General features: G+C 57.3%; 21 protein-coding genes. 3 read left to right on the top strand and 18 right to left on the bottom strand.

All coding sequences use genetic code 11. The features are described 5' to 3' along the window. Position 1 precedes the first annotated feature (1 nt). The 14 genes from bamA to folK form a co-directional block, all read right to left on the bottom strand. Positions 2-2,452, bottom strand: coding sequence for an outer membrane protein assembly factor BamA (bamA, locus tag PY793_RS00365; protein ID WP_275176162.1), 2,451 nt, complete (start codon positions 2,450-2,452; stop codon positions 2-4). A gap of 126 nt (positions 2,453-2,578) precedes the next feature. Further along, positions 2,579-3,691, bottom strand: coding sequence for an RIP metalloprotease RseP (gene rseP, locus PY793_RS00360; RefSeq protein WP_275176161.1), 1,113 nt, complete (start codon positions 3,689-3,691; stop codon positions 2,579-2,581). 31 nt (positions 3,692-3,722) lie between these two features. After that, on the bottom strand, positions 3,723-4,880 hold the full coding sequence (gene dxr, locus PY793_RS00355) for a 1-deoxy-D-xylulose-5-phosphate reductoisomerase (RefSeq protein WP_275176160.1): 1,158 nt from the start codon (positions 4,878-4,880) through the stop codon (positions 3,723-3,725). A gap of 68 nt (positions 4,881-4,948) precedes the next feature. Further along, positions 4,949-5,779, bottom strand: coding sequence for a phosphatidate cytidylyltransferase (locus PY793_RS00350; protein ID WP_275176159.1), 831 nt, complete (start codon positions 5,777-5,779; stop codon positions 4,949-4,951). Continuing rightward, positions 5,776-6,516 carry a polyprenyl diphosphate synthase gene (uppS, locus tag PY793_RS00345; RefSeq protein ID WP_275176158.1) on the bottom strand — a complete coding sequence of 247 codons (741 nt, stop codon included), beginning with the start codon at positions 6,514-6,516 and terminating at the stop codon, positions 5,776-5,778. Before uppS ends, PY793_RS00350 begins: the two co-directional genes overlap by 4 nt. Before the next feature lie 64 nt (positions 6,517-6,580). Next, on the bottom strand, positions 6,581-7,102 hold the full coding sequence (frr, locus tag PY793_RS00340) for a ribosome recycling factor (protein WP_221441729.1): 522 nt from the start codon (positions 7,100-7,102) through the stop codon (positions 6,581-6,583). A gap of 140 nt (positions 7,103-7,242) precedes the next feature. Further along, a complete protein-coding gene (gene pyrH / locus PY793_RS00335; protein ID WP_275176157.1) occupies positions 7,243-7,980 on the bottom strand; it encodes a UMP kinase in 738 nt (245 codons plus the stop codon). A 120-nt stretch (positions 7,981-8,100) separates the two neighbouring features. After that, complete coding sequence (era, locus tag PY793_RS00330) at positions 8,101-9,000, bottom strand: GTPase Era (RefSeq protein ID WP_275176156.1); 900 nt, start codon at positions 8,998-9,000, stop codon at positions 8,101-8,103. A 10-nt stretch (positions 9,001-9,010) separates the two neighbouring features. After that, on the bottom strand, positions 9,011-9,751 hold the full coding sequence (gene rnc, locus PY793_RS00325) for a ribonuclease III (RefSeq protein ID WP_275176155.1): 741 nt from the start codon (positions 9,749-9,751) through the stop codon (positions 9,011-9,013). Further along, positions 9,751-10,554, bottom strand: coding sequence for a signal peptidase I (lepB, locus tag PY793_RS00320; RefSeq protein ID WP_275176154.1), 804 nt, complete (start codon positions 10,552-10,554; stop codon positions 9,751-9,753). Before lepB ends, rnc begins: the two co-directional genes overlap by 1 nt. Positions 10,555-10,630: 76 nt before the next feature. Further along, the gene (gene acpS, locus PY793_RS00315) at positions 10,631-11,038 is read right to left on the bottom strand and encodes a holo-ACP synthase (protein ID WP_275176153.1); all 408 of its coding nucleotides are present in this window, start codon (positions 11,036-11,038) and stop codon (positions 10,631-10,633) included. Then, complete coding sequence (locus PY793_RS00310) at positions 11,035-13,371, bottom strand: RelA/SpoT family protein (RefSeq protein ID WP_408744633.1); 2,337 nt, start codon at positions 13,369-13,371, stop codon at positions 11,035-11,037. Before PY793_RS00310 ends, acpS begins: the two co-directional genes overlap by 4 nt. A gap of 8 nt (positions 13,372-13,379) precedes the next feature. Continuing rightward, positions 13,380-13,751: a DNA-directed RNA polymerase subunit omega gene (gene rpoZ, locus PY793_RS00305; protein WP_275176152.1), complete on the bottom strand. Its 372-nt coding sequence runs from the start codon at positions 13,749-13,751 to the stop codon at positions 13,380-13,382. Between the two features lie 92 nt (positions 13,752-13,843). Beyond that, positions 13,844-14,359 carry a 2-amino-4-hydroxy-6-hydroxymethyldihydropteridine diphosphokinase gene (folK, locus tag PY793_RS00300; protein WP_275176151.1) on the bottom strand — a complete coding sequence of 172 codons (516 nt, stop codon included), beginning with the start codon at positions 14,357-14,359 and terminating at the stop codon, positions 13,844-13,846. Positions 14,360-14,542: 183 nt separating this feature from the next. Between folK and PY793_RS00295 the strand changes: the two genes are divergently transcribed. The 3 genes from PY793_RS00295 (at position 14,543) to PY793_RS00285 (ending at position 16,909) form a co-directional block, all read left to right on the top strand. After that, positions 14,543-15,160: a LabA-like NYN domain-containing protein gene (locus tag PY793_RS00295; protein ID WP_275176150.1), complete on the top strand. Its 618-nt coding sequence runs from the start codon at positions 14,543-14,545 to the stop codon at positions 15,158-15,160. A 143-nt stretch (positions 15,161-15,303) separates the two neighbouring features. Beyond that, complete coding sequence (locus tag PY793_RS00290; RefSeq protein ID WP_275176149.1) at positions 15,304-16,002, top strand: carbonic anhydrase; 699 nt, start codon at positions 15,304-15,306, stop codon at positions 16,000-16,002. Between the two features lie 16 nt (positions 16,003-16,018). Further along, the gene (locus tag PY793_RS00285; protein WP_275176148.1) at positions 16,019-16,909 is read left to right on the top strand and encodes an endonuclease/exonuclease/phosphatase family protein; all 891 of its coding nucleotides are present in this window, start codon (positions 16,019-16,021) and stop codon (positions 16,907-16,909) included. A 47-nt stretch (positions 16,910-16,956) separates the two neighbouring features. Here PY793_RS00285 and PY793_RS00280 read toward each other — a convergent pair whose 3' ends face one another. The 4 genes from PY793_RS00280 to lepA form a co-directional block, all read right to left on the bottom strand. After that, positions 16,957-18,282: a DEAD/DEAH box helicase gene (locus PY793_RS00280; protein ID WP_275176147.1), complete on the bottom strand. Its 1,326-nt coding sequence runs from the start codon at positions 18,280-18,282 to the stop codon at positions 16,957-16,959. A 492-nt stretch (positions 18,283-18,774) separates the two neighbouring features. Continuing rightward, complete coding sequence (metW, locus tag PY793_RS00275; RefSeq protein WP_275176146.1) at positions 18,775-19,374, bottom strand: methionine biosynthesis protein MetW; 600 nt, start codon at positions 19,372-19,374, stop codon at positions 18,775-18,777. Further along, positions 19,374-20,549: a homoserine O-acetyltransferase MetX gene (gene metX / locus PY793_RS00270; RefSeq protein WP_275176145.1), complete on the bottom strand. Its 1,176-nt coding sequence runs from the start codon at positions 20,547-20,549 to the stop codon at positions 19,374-19,376. Before metX ends, metW begins: the two co-directional genes overlap by 1 nt. Before the next feature lie 122 nt (positions 20,550-20,671). Then, positions 20,672-22,477 carry a translation elongation factor 4 gene (gene lepA, locus PY793_RS00265; RefSeq protein WP_275176144.1) on the bottom strand — a complete coding sequence of 602 codons (1,806 nt, stop codon included), beginning with the start codon at positions 22,475-22,477 and terminating at the stop codon, positions 20,672-20,674. Positions 22,478-22,481: the final 4 nt, after the last annotated feature.

Genomic DNA, 22,481 nt, shown 5'->3' with positions numbered 1-22,481 from the left:
CTCAGAATTGCTGGCCGAAGCCGAAGCGAAGGAGCTGTGTCCGGTCATTATAACTGCGTCTGACCGGCACACCAAGGTCAATATTCAGCAGACCAAACGGACTTTTCCACGAAAAACCTGCGCCTGCACTGATACGCGGGCTCACCATATCACCCGATACTGCCGTATAGTTCGCACCAGCAGTCGCGGGGTTGGTGTAGAGGTGTTTCACACGCAAACCCGCCACCGAACCCATATCCACAAAGGCACGGCCACCCACGCCCATATCTGTCAGGAAGGGGATCGGGAAGTTCAGCTGCGCCGAAGCATTGTACATGAAGCGCCCACCGATCAGATCTTCGGAGTGATGGGCTGCGTTACCTACGCTTCGCGGACCTGCACCCCCATCAAGGAAGCCACGCAGGGTGTTACCACCCAGATAGAAGTTATCAATAATATCATGACGGCCATTGCTACCCCAGTCGGCAAGGTAGCCAGCGCCGCCACGGAAGGCGATTGTCCAGTTGTGGCTGTTGGTCAGGTCATCAAGCGGAATATAGTAACCGCCGTTAATCTTGCCGCGAACGTAATTTTCATCCCCGCCGATACCGGCGAAGTCCCCCCCCACAGAAACGAAATAGCCACTATGCGGCTGCATGCGGTTGTCACGCCGGTCATACATGACCGTAGTGCTCAGCTGGGAAAGAAGCGACTTGCCCTTCTGCTCCTGAACATATGGAGAGGATTCACTCCACATATCCCCCACCCAACGGCGGATCAGGCTGTAGTTCCAAGACTGGGAGAGGTACCGGTTATACGAATACCCCATACGCAGGGTGATACCGTACCGCCCTTCCGAGTAATTCTGATACGTCTGGTAATTGTTTTCGATGAAGAAGATATCCGCGCCGACAACCAGATTGCGCCCGAGGAAGACCGGGTCCGTAACAGAAAGGTCCGCCTGTTTCTGATAATACGAAACAGTTCCGGAGAACCCTGCATCCACCCCTGTACCCAGCAGATTGTGCTGCTTGAGCCCGACGTTACCAATAATCCCCACGTCGGTAGAGTAACCACCACCAAGCGAGAATTCACCTGTTGGTTTTTCCACAACGTTAACGGACACGTTGGCACGATCAGGAGAAGAACCGGGGGCGTCCTTCACATCCACCGATTTGAAGTAGCCCAGATCCTGGACCCCCTCCTTGGCGTATTTCTTGTAGCTGCTTGTGTAGGGGTCACCTTCGGCAAACGGAAGCTGCCGACGGATGACGTTATCCTGCGTGATGGTGTTGCCGTTGATATCAATCCGCTCAATATAGCGACGCGGGCCTTCGCTGACATCGAAAAGCAGATTGACAATGTGCTTTTCGGGGTTGCGGGCAATAACCGGACGCACCACGGCAAAAGGATGCCCTTCCGACTGGAGCAGTTCCTCCATGTCGGTCGCGTTATCCTGCACGGCCTTGCCATCATACCACTGGTGCGGAAACAGCTCGACATACTTGCGCAACGACTTGGCGGGGACATGCCGCAGGCTGGAGCGGATGTCTACCTTACCCAGACGGTAGCGGATGCCTTCGTCCATTGTGATGGTGATGTAGAAGGATTTACGATCAGGCGAAAGTTCGCCCTTGATGTCCTTGATCTGGAAATCAACATACCCGTTATGCAGGTAGAACCGGCGCAGCAGCTCTCCGTCATACTTCACACGTTCGGGGTTATATTCGTCAGATGATCCCAGAAAATGGTACCAGGCCGTTTCCTTGGAGGAAATCGCAGCAGCCAGTTCAGCTCCGTTATACGCTTTGTTCCCCACAAACGCGATTTTGCGGATTTTGGTGTTCGGACCTTCATTGATCTGGAAGATCACATCCACACGGTTATGCGCAAGGCGCACGATCTGGGGTGTCACCACCGCTGCAAAGTGGGATTTCTGGGCATAAATTTCCAGAATACGCTGCCGGTCATCCGCCGTTGTTTCTGCCGAGAAGACCGCACGCGGACGCAGGGAGAGCACCTTGCGCAGATCCTCATCCTTGGCGGCATGATTGCCCTCGAACACGATCCGGTTGACGATCGGGTTTTCCTTGAGCTTGACGAGAAGCGTATTTCCCTCGCGCCGCAGGGTCACGTCCTTGAACAGCCCGGTCGCGTACAGGGTCTTCAGGGAACGATCGAGATCATCCTGCGTAAACGGGTCACCCGCACGGACAACCATGTAGGACAACACCGTGTTGGTCTCGATACGGGTATTGCCCGAGACACGGATCTCATCAATCACCCCCACAGGGGCTGGCTGAGCAGCCGGCAGAGGCGCGGGAGGGCTTTCGGTATCCCCCTCGGGCGATGCAACAACAGCTGCTGGTGCCTGTGCGTCCTGATTCTGGGCGGCCATAGCCCCCCGTCCCTCAAGCAGGAAAAAAGGCAACATGCAGACAGAAACGAACAGGGCCGAACGTTTACCCGTCAAGATCTGCCTCCCTCCATCCGGGTCGGTTCAGCACGGAAGCCTATCTCCCGTTCTTGTCTCGCCCGCAAGGGACGTATCCGAAATTACCCTTGTCACGCAAGCCTTCCCTTCACGCCCGGTTCACTATCATCCTGCGAGCGTTGCAATCCATCTGAACAACCCGAAGCTGGACAGATCATTGAACGTCGAAAACAAGAACAGACCCGCCAGCACGGCAAACCCGGTCTGGAAACTAACCTCTTGCACCCGCTTGGAAACCGGACGCCCTCTTATTGCCTCTATGGCATAAAAAACCAGACGTCCACCATCAAGAAGCGGAATGGGAAAGAGATTGATCAGACCCAGATTAACAGACAGCAGCGCCATGAAGGAAAGCAGGCTGGCAAACCCATATTGAGCAACCTGCCCGGAGAGCTGCGCAATCTTGAGCGGACCGCCCAGATCCCGCGCGGAATGCTGCCCGCTAAAAATCTGCCATACGCCACTGAGCGTCTGCACAACGGTATTCCATGTCGCCTTGGCCCCGGCAGAGACAGCCTGCGGCAACGGCAGAGCCTTACCCGGCTCAACCGCAAAGACCACGCCAAGCAGGCCACGTGCCGCCCCCCCACGCGAATCCTGCGTGGTGCCGATAGTCAGGGGGATTTCCAGCGACTGGCCATTACGCCGCACCAGCAGCGTTGTCTTCTGCCCCGGTGTCTGGGCCACTGTGGCCTGCGCATCCTCAACACCTGCAACATCATGTGTGCCTATGCGCAGAATAACGTCGCCCTTTTGCAGGGCGGCACTCTGCGCAGCACTTCCGGGCATGACGGATGCAACCTCGTTACGCACATGCGGCTGACCAGCCGTGGCAAACAGCAGCACAAACAGCACAAAAGCCAGAATGAAGTTAAAAACCGGCCCGGCCAGAATAACGATGGCCCGTGACCATACGGATTTATCATGAAAAGTCCGGCCTGGAATCCATGCGGCCTTCTGCTCTTCCGTGGCGTCCTCGGGGTCATCAAACCCATGCGGGCGCACGTACCCACCTAGGGGAATCGGGCAGATGCGCCACTCCGTCCCGCTCTTGTCACGCCACCTGAACAGGGCTGGGCCAAACCCGAGCGAGAAGACCTCCACATGCACACCACGCCAGCGGGCCGCGAGGTAATGCCCCAGTTCGTGAAAGGTGACCAGCACGCCCAGAACAAAAACGAAGGAAATCAGGGTGCGTAGATATTCGTGTATCATCATTCCTCCGATATCGGGACTGAAGGCGGTTTTCTCAAGAAACCACGACAGAAATCTGTTGGGTTGCAACACGCCGGGCTTCTGCATCCCAATGGAGCACGGCATCGAGCGTATCGGCCGGTGGAGCGCCGAGTGCGTTCATGGTGCCCTCGACCACACGCGCAATGTCCAGAAAGCCGATCTGTTCTTTAAGGAACGATTCAACCGCAATCTCATTGGCCGCAGACAGAATGGCCGGAACAGCCCTCCCTGCCCGCAGGGCTTGTCGCGCCAGACGCAGGGCGGGGAAGCGCTCCTCATCAGGCGCAATAAAATCCAGCGTGCCAAAAGCGGCAAGGTCCAGACGGCTGGAGGTCGTGGCCATACGTTGCGGCCATGCCAGCGCGTGGGCAATGGGAATACGCATATCGGCCGACCCCATCTGCGCAATCAGGCTGCCATCGGTATATTGCACCATACCGTGCACAACGGACTGGGGGTGGACCAGCACATCAATCCGGTCTTCGGTCAGACCAAAAATACGGGCTGCTTCAATAACCTCCAGCCCCTTGTTGAACATGGTGGCGGAATCGATGCTGATTTTGGCGCCCATGCTCCATGTCGGGTGTTTGAGCGCCTGAGCAGGAGTGGCCGCACGCATGACATCGAGCGAGGCATTGCGGAAAGGACCGCCAGACGCTGTCAGAATAATTTTTTCAACCTGATCAGCCTGTCGGTCCGCCATGGACTGAAAAACGGCATTATGCTCGGAATCAACTGGCAACAGTGTTGCTCCAGCATCCTGCACCGCACGGAGCATGACATCTCCCGCACAGACCAGCGCTTCCTTGTTGGCCAGCGCAATGCTGTTGCCGTTTTTAACCGCGGCAAGAGTAGGCTCCAGACCTGCGGCACCGGTAATGGCCGCCATGGTCCAGTCTGCTGGCAGACCAGCAGCCTCTATGACCGCCCCGCGTCCACAGGCCACCTCAACACCACTCCCGGCCAGAAGCGCCTTGAGTTCGGCATAGGCGCTCTCATCGGCCAGCACGGCCAGCTCTGCCTTCAGGCTACGGGCCTGTTCGGCCAGCTTGACGGCGTTTTTACCACCCACAAGCGCACGCACCCGGTACTGGTCACGCGTCTGCTCCAGCAGATCCACGGTAGAGCAGCCAATGCTACCGGTAGTTCCCAGAACGGTTACGGTTCTCATGCTTTACCTTTCCACACCCGAAGAATAACACAAGCCCCGACCATGCAGGGCAAAAACCAGGAACTGGACTAACCCGGCAGACCAGCAACAAGGCTATGAACAAGGTCGTGCAGGCCAGCACTCCAGAATGGTGCACCGGGCACGGCAAGGGAAATGGCGGCTGCAACAGGGGCGGCAATCACCAGACCATCAAACCGGTCAAGCAGACCACCATGACCAGGCAGCAGCGTACCGGAATCCTTAACGCCCAGAGCCCTCTTCATGGCACTTTCGGCCAGGTCCCCAAGCTGGGCGGACACACCCAGCACGCCCCCCCAGACCAGCGCCATCTCCACGCTCCCCAGCCCCGACAGGAGCGCTATGCCGCCCCCCACAAGCACAGCCCCCACAAGTCCACCCAGAGCGCCAGAGCGTGTTTTACCGGGGGATATACGTGGAGCCAGCTTTGGCCCACCAAGCAAGCGACCTGCCATGTAGGCCGATGTATCGCTCGCCACCACAACAGCGACAACAAACAGAACGGGCCAGATACTCGCCTGCCTCAGCCACAGCAAAGCCGTACCCGCCATGATAATCACACACATGATCGTGCACAACTCCGCGCCAAATACGCACGAGCCGATACTGAACAGAATAAAATATTGCCAGTGCCCGGTTGCAGCGGAAAGCCCGCCACAGATCGCCCACAACACATAAAGCACACCGCGCCAGCTCCGGACTGGCAGCCTGAGAAGACCCGCAGCCTCAGCCGCCATTCCACCCATGGCCAGAAGCACCATCAGGGCATAGGCAAACCCGCCCACCCCGATACATCCACCAGCAACCACGACCAGAACCATGGCGGACAGAACGCGTGGCCGCAGGTCTCGCCATGCAGAGGATTGCCCGTCCGCTGTCATGCCGAAGCCACCGGTCGCGCACCAAAGCGCCGCTCACGACGGGCATAAAGGTCCAGCACCGTTGCAAAATGCCCTTCATTGAAATCGGGCCAGAACACATCCAGAAAAACAAGTTCCGCATATGCGCTCTGCCAGAGCAGAAAATTGGAAAGCCGATACTCCCCGCTCGTACGCACGACCACATCGGGGTCTGGTACACCTGCAGTCCACAAATGGTTGACAAACAGGTTTTCATCAATCTGTTCGGGGGTTAGCCAGCCATCACGCACTTCCTGGGCAACACGCCGGACCGCCTGCATAATATCCCCCCGTCCCCCGTAGGACAGGGCCAGCAACAGAACCAGCTTTCCGTTATTGCGGGTCATTGCCTCAGCACGGGCCAGTTCCTCGCGTAAACTCGTATCAAACCGGCTCAGATCACCAATAAAACGAAGGCGGACACCCTCGCTATGCAGTTCCTTGACCTTATGGCGCAGATAGTAACGCAAAAGACCGGTCAGGTCTGATACTTCCTTGGGGCCACGCGACCAGTTTTCGGATGAAAACGCATAAAGGGTCAGATAGGGCACACCGCGCTGAATAGCCGCGCTGATACACCGTGCCACGGCATCTGCCCCGGCCCGATGCCCCGCCAGACGCGGCAGACCCCGCTCACACGCCCAACGCCCGTTGCCATCCATAATAATGGCGACATGCGAAGGGACGACCGCTTTTCTGTCGGCTGGCAGGGAAGACATAACAGGAAAAAATCCACCGTATTCAGTTCAGCGGGAATAAAACCGGCCCCGTTCAGGCTGATCCTCAGACCTGCTTGATTTCTTTCTCTTTTTCGGCAAGCATGTCATCTACTTTTTTGACATACTGATCAGTTGTTTTCTGAATGGCGTCAGACCAGGTCTTTACGTCGTCCTGACTGATGTCCCCTTTCTTTTCAAAACCCTTGGCTTTGTCCATGCCATCGCGGCGCACGCCACGCACGGCAATCTTGGCGCCTTCCGCATAGCGTGCGGCAGCTTTTGCCAGTTCGTTGCGGCGTTCTTCGGTCAACTGCGGGATGGGAACCCGGATGGTCTGGCCTTCACCAGCGGGGTTCAGCCCCAGCCCGGCATCGCGGATGGCGCGTTCCACGGCCCCGGCCAGAACACGGTCCCATACCTGCACGGTAATCATGCGTGCTTCTGGCACAGCTATGGAGGCGACCTGCGTAAGCGGCACTTCCCCTCCATAGGCTTCCACCCGTACGGGTTCGAGCAGGGCCGGACTGGCACGGCCGGAGCGCAGGCCGGAAAAATCACGACGCAGGCTTTCCAGCGCACTATCCATACGGCGCTTGATATCATCAAGCAGGTCATTCAAGTCAGACACGGCGGTTTCTCCCGTTTTGTCACGGAGGCACTGTGCTGTCCTGCCTCCGCTCTAGTTCATTCCGCGTGCTGCCTTAACGGGCAGCGGTTTGCATGGTGTCAGGTTGCTTCGATAATCCGCGTAAAAGCGCCCTCGCCGCGCATAACGCGACCAAACGAGCCTTCCTCACCAATATTGAAGACAATAATCGGCAGTTTATTCTCACGCGCAAGGCTGATGGCGGCCGCATCCATGACACTCAACTGGTTGGAGAGTACAGTCATGTATGTCAGTTCATCATAGCGTGTAGCGCTGGGGTCATGCTTGGGGTCGGCCGAATACACGCCATCGACCTGCGTCCCTTTAAGCAGGATATCACATTCCATTTCCGCCGCACGCAGGGCCGCGGCCGTATCCGTGGTAAAGAAGGGATTGCCCGTACCTGCGGCAAAAATAACCACCCGCCCTTTTTCCATATGTCTGACCGCCCTGCGCCGGATATACGGCTCGGCCACGGAAGACATGTGAATGGCGGACATGACCCGCGTTGTTATCAGTTCACGCTCAAGCGCATTCTGGAGCAGCAGCGCGTTAATGACTGTTGCCAACATGCCAGCATAGTCACCCTGCGCGCGGTCCATGCCCTTGGCGGCGGCAGCCACTCCACGAAAAATGTTGCCGCCCCCCACAACCAGGCACACTTCCGTACCACCGCGCACGACCTCGGCAACATCCTTGGCAATCCGCTCGACCGTCTTCTGTTCTACTCCAAAGGCCCCCTCGCCCATCAGGGCTTCACCAGACACCTTGAGCAATACACGTTTACGCCTTGGCGTTTCAGAGACAGAAGCAGTCATAGGCCCTCAATCATGCAAAGTCCGACAAAAAACAGACCTCCGCCACGCGCAGACGCGCGGCGTGTAAGATCGCTCTCTCTTATCCTCCAAGGCGGAAGGCCACAAGCGCCAAGCCATCCTTTATGGCACGTCATCCAGCCCGATGGCACGCAGACGGGCCCGTTCTTCATCCCAGCCGGAGCGTTCCTTGACATTCAAAAACAGATGGCACGGACGTTCCAGCAGGCCAGCAAGCTGCTTGCGGGCCCGCTCGCCTATCATTTTGATCTTCTGCCCGCCATTACCAATAAGAATGGCTTTATGCCCGGTACGGCCAACATAAATCGTCACCTCAATCCGCACCGAGCCATCGGGGCGTTCCTGAAAACTCTCGGTCTCGGCTGTGGTGCCATAGGGCACCTCCTCATGCGTCTGCATAAAAATCTGCTCGCGCACCAGTTCGGCTGCAAGCAGGCGGTCAGGCAGATCGGTCAGGTCATCCTCGGGGTACAGGTATGGGCCTTCGGGCAGGCTGGAAGCCAGCTTGTCCAGCAGATCGTCTACACCACCACCAGTGCGCGCACTGACCATGAACACATGCTCAACGGCCAGTTTTTCGGTAATCGCCGCCGTAAGGGGCAGCAGGGCAGATGCAGGCACAAGGTCTGTCTTGTTCAGCACCAGCCATGTGGTCCGCCCGGCCTGCGCCAGACGGGTAATGATGTCCTGCACGGCTTCGGTCAGACCTGTGCGGGCATCGACCAGCAACAAGGTGATATCCGCATCATCCGAGCCAGTCCAGGCAGCGGCCACCATGGCGCGATCGAGCTTGCGGCGCGGCTTGAAGATACCAGGCGTGTCCACCAGCAAAATCTGGCTAGCCCCGCGCATGAGAATACCCAGCACCCGGAAGCGCGTTGTCTGCGCCTTAGGCGAGACGATGGAGAGCTTGGCACCCGCCATACGGTTAAGCAGCGTTGATTTGCCTGCGTTTGGTGCACCCACCAGCGCAGCAAAGCCACAACGTGTTGTTTGTGTCATGCCTGTTGCTTCAGCCCTGATGGCTGCCTCCAAGTTTTTCCAGCAGGGCTGCCGCGGCAGAACTTTCCGCTGCCCGCTTGCTCCCTGCACATCCTTCAGCCGAATACCCCCCCGCACTGACCCGCACCACAAACAGCGGGGCGTGCGATGGGCCATCGGCCCCTATCGTTTCGTAAACAGGCAAACCCTGCCCACGCCCCAGAACCCATTCCTGCAATGCGGTTTTGGGGTCTTTGGGGGGGAGGGCCTGCGCATCGAGTATCCGTTTCCAGCAGGTGCGCACAATGTTGCGGGCCGGAGCCAGCCCACCATCCAGAAAAACCGCACCCAGCACGGCCTCCAGTCCATCGGCTACAACATTGGCGGCTGTCTGCACGCCAGCACGGGCTTCATGCTCTGCCACGGACAAGGCCTCGGCCAGATCAAGCTGGTCGGCAATATCCGCAAGCGTTGTACGTGAAACCAGATGCGCAAGCCGCGAGCCCAAAGCCCCCTCCTGCTCACCCGGAAACCGTTCCAGCAACAGCTCCGCCATCAGCAGGCCCAGAACACGGTCGCCAATAAACTCAAGCCGCTCGTTGGAACCTGCTCCCTTGGTTTTATTCCGTCTGCGCCCGCCCGCTTTCTGGTGTGCCGCCGAACGGTGGGTCAGCGCCTCCTGCAGAAGGGAAGGGTTGGCAAACTGATAGCCCAGACGCTCCTGCAATGCCATGGACGCCAGATATTGCGGCGTGGAGTGGCCCGCACTCATTACATCACGCCTTTTAACAGACGGGCCCAGCGGATTTCGGCTGGCCAGTACCAGACCTGCCAGATGGGATGGGCCGCCTCGACCGAGAAGAAAATGCGCTGCGCCCTGCCGACAAGATTTTCCATGGGCACAAAGCCAAGATCCTTGGGGCCGTCTCCCACAAAACGGCTGTCCGCGCTATCATCCCGGTTGTCGCCCATGGCAAAGAAATAACCGGGAGGCACGACATATTCGGGGGTGTCGTTCTGCGGGCCATCATTGGTCAGTTTCAAAATATCGTGCCGGACCACCCCCTGCCCATCCCGCTGGGGAAGCTCCTCCGTGCAGGCTTCGCCCTCCATGGGCATGCGGGTTTCATCCCGCGCCACATACGCATGCGGCTGCACGCATGGAACCCGCACGCCATTGAGGAACAGTTGCCCCCCGGTAACCTGAATACGATCCCCCGGCAGGCCGATAATCCGCTTGATGTAATCTATGGACGTATCTTTGGTGAACCGGAACACAGCCACATCGCCCCGGTGCGGTTGCCCCGCCCAGACCCGACCGCTGAACAGGTCGGGCGAGAACGGCAGCGAAAACCGTGAATAACCGTAGCTGTATTTGGACACCCATATGTAGTCCCCCACCTGCAGGGTGGGGATCATGGACCCTGATGGGATGACAAAGGATTCAAACAAAAACGTACGTACAAAAACAACAACGATCACGACCGTTAAAATCGTCCGTACATATTCCACCACAGCATGTCTGACGGTAACAGCGTGCTGCGCTCCAGTTGGAGCAGTCTCCGGTTTACTCATGCGCTGCCCCATCTGCTCCCATAATCATGCCAGAAAAATAAAATCCGCTGGATCAAGCCGTGCGCTTGGTGTGATGTCAACCCGCACGGACCGAGATAAACACCTGCGCAAACGCATAAGGGGGTTCGTCGGTCATGCTCAGCATCAGTTCAGGCTTATGGCCTGCGGGCACAAGCTCTGCCAGCCTCTGGGCCGCAGCCCCGGTCAGTACCAGCACAGGCTGGCCCGATGCAAGATTTTCCACCCCAATCTGGCTTTGCGCAACCCCATGGGCAAAACCCGTACCCAGCGCTTTGGCGCATGCTTCCTTGGCGGCCCAGCGTTTGGCGTAGGTGCCTATTCTGGCAGCCCCTACACGCCTCTCTGCCTTGGCGCGCTCATACGGCGTAAAAACACGGTCCAGAAAACGTTCCCCAAACCGCTCCATGACTTCCTCAATCCGCCGCATGTCGCACAGATCTACACCAGTTGCCAGCAGGGTCATGACTTGGCCCGATCAGCCTGCGTAATGCCCGATACAGCCCGCAACCCGGCAATAACAGAAGACAGGTGGCGCAGGTCACGCACCTCCACATCCAGCAGGATTTCCGTAAAGTCGAGCTGGCGGTGCACGATCTTGAGATTGACCATAGCCGCATCGCACTTGGAAATCGTATTGGTAATGGACGCCAGAACAGAGCCTTCGTTTTCGGCCACAATGCTGATACGGCCAACCCGCATCTGCCCGGTTCCACCGGCGCGGGCCATGGCGTCGTAATCCCAGTCCACGTCCAGAAAGCGCTCAGGCGTTGCGGCAAAACTTTCCAGCGTCTGACAGGTGCGTGTATGCACGGTTACACCTTTGCCCGTTGCCACCACCCCTACAATGCGGTCGCCCGGCAAAGGATGGCAGCAGGCTGCGTAATGTACGGCAACACCCGCCCCAAGCCCGACCAGAGGCACTGCCCCACCCGCCGGACGGCGCATGGCAGGCGCGCCACGTGGTCTTGGCCCTGCTGTACCCAGCACACCGGGCAGACCCGCCAGCATGCGTGGCACACGCTGCACACGCCGCAACTCGGGGTAGGCCGCATGCACCACGTCCCGCGCGTTCAGATTGCTGGTGCCAACCGCAACGTACAGATCCTGCAAGGAACTCTGCTTGAGCGCCTTGAGTGTGGTCTCCATGATTTTTTCGGAGCCATCCACACCTTCCTGACGGAAGGCCTTGGCCAGCGCCGCGCGCCCATTATCCAGCGAAACCTGACGCTGCTGCTGCGCCACATAACGGCGGATACGCGCACGCGCCTTGCCCGTAACCACAAACCGCTCCCATGAGGGAGAAGGCGCGCCACCACGGGCGGTCATGATTTCGACCTGATCGCCGTTTTCCAGCTCATGCCGCAGCGGCATAAGGCGACCGTTAACCTTGGCCCCTACACAGGTGTCTCCGATCTGGCTATGCACTGCATAGGCAAAGTCAACCGGAGTAGCCCCGCGCGGGAGCGAGATAAGCTGCCCCTTGGGCGAAAAACAGAAAACCTGATCCTGATAAAGTTCAAGCTTGGTGTTTTCCAGAAATTCATCCGGGGCGGATGAGGCTTCCAGAATTTCCAGCAGGTCCTGCACCCAGCGCGGGCGCCGCACTCCACCATACCCGCCTTCGTCAGGGCTGGTGGTACCGCCTTCCTTGTACACCCAGTGGGCTGCAACGCCGTTTTCAGCCACGTCATGCATGGCCTGCGTGCGGATCTGCACCTCTATTTTCTGGTTACGGGGGGAGCGCAGGGTAACCCCTGTATGCAGGCTCTGATACCCGTTGGCTTTGGGGGTGGAGATATAATCCTTGAACCGTCCGGCAATCATGGGGTAGGCGGCATGTACTGCCCCTAGCGCCATATAACAGTCCTCGCGCGTATTCACGATCATGCGGAAGGCCATGATGTCGGACAACTGTTCGAACGCCACATTCCGGCGCTGCATTTTTTCCCAGATAGAGTAAGGCGATTTTTCACGCCCCGAAACCTGAGCATCCTTCAGCCCGGCTTCATGGCACAGGCGCAGCAGTTCGCGCCGCACATCTTCGATAACATCCGCCCCCTGCCCCCGCAGGTAATTCAGACGTGTGCGGATGGTGGTGTCAGCCTCGGGCTCAAGCTGCGCGAAAGAGAGGTTCTGGAGCTCGGTCTTGACCCGGTCCATACCAATGCGCTCGGCCAGCGGCGCGTAAATATCGAGCGTTTCGCGCGCAATGCGCTGCCTACGGTCCTGCCGCTCCACAAAATGGAGCGTACGCATGTTGTGCAGACGGTCTGCCAGTTTGACCAGAAGGACGCGAATATCCTTGGACATGGCCAGCACAAGCTTGCGAAAATTTTCGGCCTGCTTGGTACGGTCAGACTGAAGCTCCAGCCGCGTCAGCTTGGTAACGCCATCGACCAGATCCGCCACAACGGGCCCAAAATCAGCCTTTAGCGTATCATACGTAACACCGGTATCTTCAATCGTATCATGGAGCAGAGCCGTACAGATGGACTGTACATCCAGCCTGAAGCGCGCCAGAATCATGGCAACGGCCAGAGGATGGGTTATATAAGGGTCACCATTGTCGCGCATCTGGCTCTGATGCGCCCTGTTGGCCACATCGAACGCGCGATGGATGGACTGAACATCAGCCTGTGGCGCATAACTCAGCACCTTGGCGATCAGCCGCTCGCAGCCGATCTCCCCCTCACGCCCGACAGAAACTACGGGCGCAAAAGACACTTCAACCGGGGCACCCCCTTCCCGCTCGGGGGAAGAGGTGTGAACGGGAATATCGCCGCCCGGTTGGTCCACGCGCCCTTTTACCGCCGCGCGCGACCGGTCAGAGCCGCTTCAATAGCACGCACGTCATCGGCGGCCTCTTCCTCGGCGGAGACTTCCTGCAGACCAAAAATATTCTGTTCGGTCGGCACCAGATCCTGCACTTCTTCTTCCACAGGTTCAGGTTCGGGTTCGCGGGCCTGCGAACGGATCAGATCGTTGCGCAGGGCGGGCAGATGCACGGTTTCATCCGCAATTTCACGCAGGGCAACGACGGGATTCTTGTCGTTGTCGCGGTCAATGGTCAGCTCCTCGCCACGGGAGATGTTGCGGGCGCGCTGCGCGGCGTACACCACCAGTTCAAAGCGGTTTGGAACCTTTTCAACGCAGTCTTCGACGGTGACGCGGGCCATTACGAAGAGCCTCCAGACAGTTCAGCACAGAAATAAGATAAAAAAGACAGAAAGGACATATTACCGCATCCACCCCCAACAGGAAAGGCTTATTACCCGATCACCCGGATTTCCTGCCCTTTTACGGCCTGAAGCATCTGCTCCAGAAGCTGGCCGGTGCGTGGATGCACCCAGTCAGCCCGCACATCGCGCAGGGGGTAAAGCACAAAGGCGCGCTCTTGAGCCCGCGGATGCGGCAGAACCAGCCGCTCCGTACTCTGGCACAGGGCGTCCATATCTATGATGTCCAGATCAAGGGTACGCGCAGCATTGGGCACGGAACGCTCGCGGCCCTGCTGCGTTTCTATGCTTTGAAGATGATCCAGCAATACCAGAGGAGGCAGACTCGTCACACCCAGCACAACCCCATTTACGTAAGGAGGTTGCCCCGATGGCGGCATGGGCGCGCTCTCATACCAGCGGGAAACAGCCCGCACACTCAACCCTGGCACCTGACGTAGAGCCTGCACGGCCTGCTCGCAGCTTTCCAGCGCGGATTGCTCCCCCAGAGGCAGATTTGCACCTATTGCTATTAGGACCGATCTGGTATGATTTCTCTCTTCCGCCATATTAATGTCTCACGCCTGAGTAGAATACCTTGCTTTAAACACACCTGGAGCCTCTTTTATAAGAGCGCCCTGCAAACTAACAGCCAGAGGGGCTTTCATTACGAAGCGCATGATGAAAATTTCATTTCTACATAATCAGAACCCAAAAGAAACAACTTTGAATGTATTTAGAGGACCATGCTCATGAACTTGAAAAAAGATGAAAAAACCTGTCTTTTCATTGACGGATCAAGCCTGTATTCGACATCACGAAGCCTTGGGTTTGACGTTGACTACAAAAAACTCCTCGAATTTTTTGCAGCCAAAACGCATGTAATCCGCGCCTATTATTATGCCGCCATTCTGGACACGGAGGATTACTCTCCGCTCAAGCCACTGACCGACTGGCTCTCCTATAACGGTTATTTCCTTGTGACCAAGCCCGCGCGCGAATTTACGGATTCGACCGGCAAGCGCCGCGTTAAAGGCAACATGGACATCGAAATCGCGGTAGACATGATGGAAATGGCCCCACATATAGACCACGCCATTCTATTCAGCGGAGATTCAGATTTCCGCAGGGTTGTAGAAGCCGTGCAACGGCAGGGCACACGCGTGTCGGTTGCCTCCTCCATGCGCTCGTCCCCCCCTCTGATCGGGGATGATCTGCGCAGACAGGCCGACCAGTTCCTCGAACTGGCCTCTCTGGGAGCCAACTTTACACGCCGGCAGACCGAACCCAACCGCCCCCGCACCAACCCCGCACCAGTCCGCCACCCGGCAGACCAGATGAGCGAACCCGAGGATGATCCGCTAAGCTGAGCTAAGTGCAATATTACAAAACAAAATTTTGCTCTACGCCCTAGAACGTATCTGTCCCTCACGCGTTTGGCCTAACATTGCCCCCGTTAGGGGGGCCATGGGCCTGCCAAAGGCCAAACGTCAAGGTTTTCTGGAGTTAACTGATGCCAACATGTTCCGAAGCCAGAAGCAAGCTGCTTTCTCTCCTGCGTGGTGTTGAACACTTCAACACCGAAATTTTCCCCGCGAAGGAAGCCCTGTTTGCCAGTCTGGCCAAAGGGCAGGCTCCTGGTGCACTGTTCATTGCCTGCGCCGATAGCCGCATCAACCCCAACCTGATCACCCAGACTGAACCGGGCGACCTGTTTATTCTGCGTAACATCGGCAATCTGGTGCCCGCATATGGGGAAATGCTGGGGGGTGTTTCCTCCGCCATTGAATATGCAGTCCTTGGGCTTGGCGTGTCCTCCATTATCGTATGCGGTCACTCCGACTGTGGAGCCATGAAAGCGCTGCTCGAACCCGAAAAGAACGGGCTGGATAAAATGCCCACAGTGCGCAGCTGGCTCCGCAATGCCGAAGCCGCACGGGCCGCAACAATGAACACCTTGCATTCTGAGGACGCCGGGCCAGCTACCGTGCGCTGCCTTGCCGAGCAGAACGTCCTGCTCCAGCTTGCACACCTGCGCACACATCCTGCCGTTGCCGCCGGGCTGGCCCGTAACACGCTCTTCCTGCAAGGGTGGTTCTATGACATTGGCACCGGGGAAATCTCGGTGCTGGATGAACAGACCCGCACCACTGTGCCAATCAGTGGCATTATTGAAAAACTGCAAGAACAGACCGAGCAGGAAACTGCCTGACACTTCGGCTCTCTGCGTGTCGGCACGCCGTCTGGGCTTGATAGCCCTGGCGGGTGTCGGCTTTTTTTTGCCCGCTACCGGCTCTGCAACTCCTGCGCAAACTTTAAAAATCAGCACATGGAATGTGGAATGGCTGCTGAACAGCCAGATGCAGAACGCCCCACAGATGCCACCCGACATCCCCCACAGAACAGCGGATGACCTTGCCGCATTAGCCACTTATGCCAGACACCTGCACCCCGACCTGATTGGCTTGCAGGAGGTGGGAGATACGGCAATACTTGGCCGCCTGTTTGACCCACAGGATTATCAGCTTTTTCTTTCCGGAGATGACATTCCCCAGCATACCGCATTGGCCGTGCGCAAGAATCTGCGCGTAAAGCGTAATCCGGACGTCAGTGCTCTGGCACCAGCCTCTGCCGCAACATCGCACCGTCTGCGCAGCGGGCTGGACGTTACCATAATCACAGAGAGTGCAGAACTGCGAGTTCTGGTTGTTCATCTTAAAACTGGATGCTGGGACAACCCGTTATCCGAAACGCACCATGCCTGCCCTATTTTGTTTCAGCAATTCCGCGCACTTCAGGACTGGCTCACCCAAAGAGCCAAAAATCGGGAAACCTTTGCCATCATAGGGGATTTCAACCGCCGCATGACGCGCACGGACCCGCTGTTCATGGCATTGAATCAGATTACACCGCTAGAACTGGTTACGGCCGGGCGTGCCAGCCCCTGCCAGAACGGCAGCAGCTTTATTGACCATATTCTACTCGGAGGAGACGCCCCCAAATGGGCACAGCCAGATTCCCTGCGTGTTATGGTCTTACCGCAGGACGGCGCACGGACCCTGAGTGATCATTGTCCCGTTTCCATAACACTAAGAATACCACGCCAGATATCGCCATAAAAAAAGCCGCTACGATTACGCAGCGGCTTTTTTACAACTCAACTCACTCAGGCGTGAGCGCCGGACCTGTGCGAAGCACCCGAACGTCCACCACCACCACCAGAACGACGCGGCGGGCCACCACGACCGCCGCCGCCACCACCGCCACCATTGCGCGGCGGACCACCACGGCCCCGGCCACCACCACCGCCACCACCCAGAACTGGCGGACGCTGCGTGGAGAACTCGGCCTCTTCCGAATGCCACGGATGATCGCGGACTACGGGAATGGACTTGCCGATTGTTTTTTCAATATCCTTCAGCCATGCACGCTGTTCCGCATCACAGAAGGAAACAGCCCAGCCATCGCGCCCGGCACGGGCAGTACGGCCAATGCGGTGCACATAGCTTTCTGGCACATTGGGCAGATCATAGTTGAACACGTGGCTGACTTCATCCACGTCAATCCCACGAGCAGCAATATCCGTTGCCACCAGAACCTTGACCGAACCTGCACGGAAGCCCTTCATGGCCCGCTCACGCGCGCCCTGCGACTTGTTGCCGTGAATGGCTTCGGCCACAACGCTATTCTTGTTCAGGAATTCGGCAACTTTGTTGGCTTCATGCTTCATGAGCGTGAACACCACGGCACGGGCAACCTTGTCGGATTCAACCATGGTCAGCAATGCATCACGCTTATCGCTGGTGCCGTTTACGAACATGATGGCCTGCTGAATACGGTCCACCGTGCTGGAGGGCGGTGCCACTTCCACGCGGGCAGGGTTACTCAGCAGGGATGCCGCCAGTTCCTCAATGCTTTTTGGCATAGTAGCCGAGAACAGCAGGGTCTGCCGCTGGGCTGGAACATAGTTCATGATCCGGCGAATATCGCGCACAAAGCCCATATCCAGCATACGGTCGGCTTCGTCCAGCACCAGAACTTCCAAGCCGGACAGGTCAATATAACCCTGACCGATCAGGTCCAGCAGACGCCCAGGAGCGGCCACAAGCACATCCACGCCACGGCGCATGGCTTCAACCTGTCGCCCCTGCCCTACACCGCCGAACACCACGGCCTGAGAAAACTTCATGTAACGCGCATAAGCTTTAAAGCTGTCGCTGATCTGGGCAACCAGTTCACGCGTGGGAGCCAGCACCAGAACACGCGGCTGCTTGGGCGTTGCCGCCTTGGGGTTATTATGCAGATGCTGCAGGATCGGCAGGGCAAAAGACGCAGTCTTGCCTGTACCCGTTTGCGCAAGACCTAACAGATCACGCCCTTCGAGCAGATGAGGAATGGAACCCGCCTGAATTGGGGTCGGGATTTCGTACCCTTGGTCCATCAGCGCCTGCAACAAGGGTGCAGCTAGTTTCAGATCCGAAAAAGTAGTCATTTAGGGGCAACCTCTCCATGCACCTGAAAACGTGTCACGTCCGCCTTACTTTCAGTCACGCACTGCCAAACCAGAATTGAGGACAGAACAGAACCGTCTCTAAGCCAGACCTTACTGACAGGTCAGCATGAATTTTATTACATTACAGACAGAATAAGAAATTTTCGGAATCATGCATCCCGCGCAGACTGTCTTGAAAGGATTATATAAAAGCAGTGTGAGCGCCCCGCAAGGGTTCCGTACCATATTGGTCCGAAAATAAGCAGCCCGCAGAACTGTCATAACATCTGCAAATCACGATAATCATACTACCGATATATACAGGATTTTTATCATGCAACCAGTATTTTTAATATATTTTTGCACATACGTTTTATGCGTAACACAACTTGAAGAGGATTATGAACGCTCTGCATTCTAACGTATTATTCAGAAGACTGTTAATAACTGCCCATAAATCCAGCCATTTCCGCAACTCGATACCGGAGCACACTAGCGCCTGCGCAACAGAAACAGTGCCTGCTCGCCAAACAGATTGGCCAGCCGTATGGACCGCCGCCATGGAGCGCGCTCGCCATCTTCATCCACTGCCAGCCACTTTTCCACGATATATCCATCTTGACGACAGAGCTCGAGAAAATCCCGAATCGTACAGGGGTGAATATTGGGCGTCTCATACCACGGGGTATACCATACGGCCGTCATGGGCATGCGCCCACCAAGCAGCAGACGCAGACGCAGTTGCCAGTGCCCAAAATTGGGAAAGGACACAATAGCATACCGCCCTATGCGCAGCATCTGCCGCAGCACTTCCCTCGGGCGTTCCACGGCCTGCAATGTGCGCTGGAGTACAACATAATCAAACGAATGATCGGGGTAATAAGCCAGATCGTGGTCCGCATCACCATGCACAACAGGCAGGCCATGGGCTACCGAGCGGGTCACCAGTTCCATATTCAGTTCAATGCCACGGGCATCGCACCCACGCTCGCGGTATAAATGGCCGATCAGTGTGCCATCCCCGCTCCCGATATCGAGCACACGGGTTTTAGGCTCGATCATGTCCGCAATCAGGCGTTGGTCAAGACGCATCAGGACAATCCCGCATGTTCGGCCACACCGCACAGAAAGCCACGCACCGTGCGGTCAAAATCCGGTTCTTCAAGCAAAAAGGCGTCATGGCCTTTGTCTGTCTCAATCTCGACAAACGAAACATTGGCCGCCGCCCTATTCAGGGCACGGGCCAGCGTCCGCGCTGCCGATGTGGGGAACAGCCAGTCTGAAGAAAAGGAAACAACGCAAAACCGGACTGCTGTCCCCGCAAAAGCCGGGGTCAGGTCCCCATCATGATCCGCGGCAATATCGAACCAGTCCATGGCCCGCGTGATGCTCAGGTAGGAATTGGCATCAAACCGGCGGACGAAGCTGGAACCTTGGTAACGCAGGTAAGATTCCACCTCAAAAATATCACCAAATGTGGAAACCGGGCCTTCTGGCCCAGGCCCGCCAACTGGTCCACGGCGCATGCGCCGCCCGAACTTGCGCGTCAGTGTTTCCTCAGACAGGTAGGTAATATGCGCCATCATGCGGGCCACAGCCAACCCGCGCGCGGGCACTACACCTGCCTCCCAGTAACGCCCGCCCCGCCAGTCCGGGTCGGCTATAATGGCCTGCCGCCCAACCTCGTTAAACGCAATATTCTGCGCTGAATGGAAGGGGGCTGTGGCGATGGGCATGACAGCGCGCATCATCTGCGGGTAGGTCACTGCCCATTCGAGCACCTGCATGCCTCCCATGGAACCACCCACTACGGCAAACAGCCGCTCTATACCCAGACTGCGTACCAGCCTGTGCTGGGCCCGCACCATATCACGGATGGTAATGGGCGGGAACGCGGTACCCCATAACTCACCCGGGGCTCCCTGCCCGTCAGTCCTTGGGGAACGCGGCCCCGTGCTGCCCATGCAGCCACCCAGAACATTGGAGCAGATGACAAAAAAACGGTTTGTATCAATTGGCTTGCCCGGACCAACCATACGCCCCCACCAACCCAGCTTACCCGTAAGGGGGTGCGTTTCCGCCACATACTGGTCACCTGTAAAAGCATGGCAGATGAGAATGGCATTGTCTTTGTTGGCCGAAAGCCGACCATACGTACAATACGCAATATCAACAGGAGCCAGTGTTACACCACAGTCCAGTTCCACCCCTTCGGGAAAACTGGCATGCAGGTGGTCACCAACGGTAAGGGGCGTTGTGCTGTTCATAAACCCGCTGCATTCTCCAACCCGGCCAAGCCGGGCAAAAAACCGTGTCAGCCCCGATTACACCAGCACTGCCAGACCGGGGTTTACCGGCCACACCCATGGCTGCAGCCGGTATTGAATAGCTAGTGTTCCATCTTGAGCGCGGCAAGGAAAGCGCTCTGCGGGATTTCCACCTTACCAAACTGGCGCATACGCTTTTTACCTTCCTTCTGCTTTTCCAGAAGCTTGCGCTTACGCGAGATGTCCCCGCCATAACATTTGGCCGTCACATCCTTGGACAGTGCACCAATGGTTTCGCGCGCGATAACCCGGCTGCCAATGGCTGCCTGAATGGCGATTTTGAACAACTGCCGGGGAATAAGGTCTTTCAGCCGTGCACAAATGGAGCGGCCCCGTGTTTCTGCGGCAGAACGATGCGCTATAAAGCTCAACGCATCAACCGGCTCCTGGTTGACCAGAATGGAAATACGCACAAGGTCGCCCTCTTCATATCCATCCATCTGGTAATCAAAGCTGGCGTAACCACGCGTGAGTGACTTGAGCCGGTCATAGAAGTCAAACACTACTTCGTTCAGGGGCAGACGGTACACAGCCATGGCACGGTTGCCAACATAGGTCAGGTCCACCTGAGTACCACGCCGTTCCGTGCACAGGGTCAACACTGCCCCCAGATACTCGTCCGGCACCATGATGTTGGCTTTGATCCAGGGTTCCTCTATTTTTTCAATCAGGGAACCATCGGGCATGTCGGCGGGGTTGTGGAGTTCTTCCATCTCCCCGTTGGTGCGGTGAACCTTGTACACAACAGACGGCGCTGTAGCGATAAGGTCAAGATCGAACTCGCGGGACAGACGTTCCTGAATAATTTCCAGATGCAGCAGTCCAAGGAAACCACAGCGGAAGCCAAAGCCAAGGGCTGCCGATGTTTCCGCCTCGTAGTGGAAAGACGCATCATTCAGGCGCAGCTTGGAAAGGCTGTCGCGCAGTTTTTCAAAATCATCCGAGACAATGGGATAAAGACCGCACCACACAACCGGAATGGAAGGCTTAAAACCTGGTAGCGGCGTAGCGGCGGGGCGGCGGTCATCGGTAATCGTGTCCCCCACATTACAGTCAGCCACGGTTTTGATGGCGGCGTTAATGAACCCCATCTCACCCGGACCAAGACTTTCCACTGACGTCATGCGCGGGGCGAACACACCCACCTGATCCACCTGATGCACTGCACCAGAGGACATCATGCGCACCTTCATGCCCCGCTTCAGCCGACCTTCCTTGATCCGCACAAGCACGATCACGCCCAGATAAGGGTCATACCAGCTATCCACCAGCATGGCCTGCAACGGCTTTTCCGCATCCCCTGTGGGGGGCGGCAGGCGGGTGACCACGGCTTCCAGAACACCTTCGATGTTCAGGCCGGTCTTGGCCGAAATTTCAACCGCGTCATCGGCGGGGATGCCGATGACCTCCTCGATCTGCGTCTTCACACGTTCCGGCTCTGCTGCGGGCAGGTCCACCTTGTTGAGCACGGGCACGATTTCGTGGTTGGCGTCTATGGCCTGATACACATTGGCCAGAGTCTGGGCTTCCACCCCCTGAGAGGCGTCCACCACCAGCAGCGAGCCTTCACACGCAGCCAGAGAGCGGCTGACCTCGTAGGCGAAGTCAACATGTCCGGGCGTGTCCATCAGGTTCAGAACATAGGTCTTGCCATCCTTGGCAGGATAAGCCAGCCGGACGGTCTGCGCTTTAATGGTAATGCCACGCTCCCGCTCCAGATCCATGTTATCAAGAACCTGATTGGTCATCTCGCGGGCAGTCAGGGCTCCACACGCCTGAATCAGGCGGTCGGCCAGAGTGGACTTTCCATGATCGATATGGGCGATGATGGAAAAATTGCGGATGAGCGAAAGGGGTACATCGGTCATGCTG

The sequence above is a fragment of the Acetobacter fabarum genome (genome assembly GCF_029069195.1).
GTDB classification, from domain to species: Bacteria; Pseudomonadota; Alphaproteobacteria; order Acetobacterales; family Acetobacteraceae; genus Acetobacter; species Acetobacter fabarum_A.
This window is presented reverse-complemented; position numbering and strand designations above follow the sequence as displayed.

Bases quoted from the DNA above. Each gene is read 5' to 3' on its own strand.
- rseP (WP_275176161.1), bottom strand. From the start codon at position 3,691: ATGATGATACACGAATATCTACGCACCCTGATTTCCTTCGTTTTTGTT.
- dxr (WP_275176160.1), bottom strand. From the start codon at position 4,880: ATGAGAACCGTAACCGTTCTGGGAACTACCGGTAGCATTGGCTGCTCT.
- PY793_RS00350 (WP_275176159.1), bottom strand. From the start codon at position 5,779: ATGACAGCGGACGGGCAATCCTCTGCATGGCGAGACCTGCGGCCACGC.
- uppS (WP_275176158.1), bottom strand. From the start codon at position 6,516: ATGTCTTCCCTGCCAGCCGACAGAAAAGCGGTCGTCCCTTCGCATGTC.
- frr (WP_221441729.1), bottom strand. From the start codon at position 7,102: ATGGATAGTGCGCTGGAAAGCCTGCGTCGTGATTTTTCCGGCCTGCGC.
- pyrH (WP_275176157.1), bottom strand. From the start codon at position 7,980: ATGACTGCTTCTGTCTCTGAAACGCCAAGGCGTAAACGTGTATTGCTC.
- era (WP_275176156.1), bottom strand. From the start codon at position 9,000: ATGACACAAACAACACGTTGTGGCTTTGCTGCGCTGGTGGGTGCACCA.
- rnc (WP_275176155.1), bottom strand. From the start codon at position 9,751: ATGAGTGCGGGCCACTCCACGCCGCAATATCTGGCGTCCATGGCATTG.
- lepB (WP_275176154.1), bottom strand. From the start codon at position 10,554: ATGAGTAAACCGGAGACTGCTCCAACTGGAGCGCAGCACGCTGTTACC.
- acpS (WP_275176153.1), bottom strand. From the start codon at position 11,038: ATGACCCTGCTGGCAACTGGTGTAGATCTGTGCGACATGCGGCGGATT.
- rpoZ (WP_275176152.1), bottom strand. From the start codon at position 13,751: ATGGCCCGCGTCACCGTCGAAGACTGCGTTGAAAAGGTTCCAAACCGC.
- folK (WP_275176151.1), bottom strand. From the start codon at position 14,359: ATGGCGGAAGAGAGAAATCATACCAGATCGGTCCTAATAGCAATAGGT.
- PY793_RS00295 (WP_275176150.1), top strand. From the start codon at position 14,543: ATGAACTTGAAAAAAGATGAAAAAACCTGTCTTTTCATTGACGGATCA.
- PY793_RS00290 (WP_275176149.1), top strand. From the start codon at position 15,304: ATGCCAACATGTTCCGAAGCCAGAAGCAAGCTGCTTTCTCTCCTGCGT.
- PY793_RS00280 (WP_275176147.1), bottom strand. From the start codon at position 18,282: ATGACTACTTTTTCGGATCTGAAACTAGCTGCACCCTTGTTGCAGGCG.
- metW (WP_275176146.1), bottom strand. From the start codon at position 19,374: ATGCGTCTTGACCAACGCCTGATTGCGGACATGATCGAGCCTAAAACC.
- metX (WP_275176145.1), bottom strand. From the start codon at position 20,549: ATGAACAGCACAACGCCCCTTACCGTTGGTGACCACCTGCATGCCAGT.
- lepA (WP_275176144.1), bottom strand. From the start codon at position 22,477: ATGACCGATGTACCCCTTTCGCTCATCCGCAATTTTTCCATCATCGCC.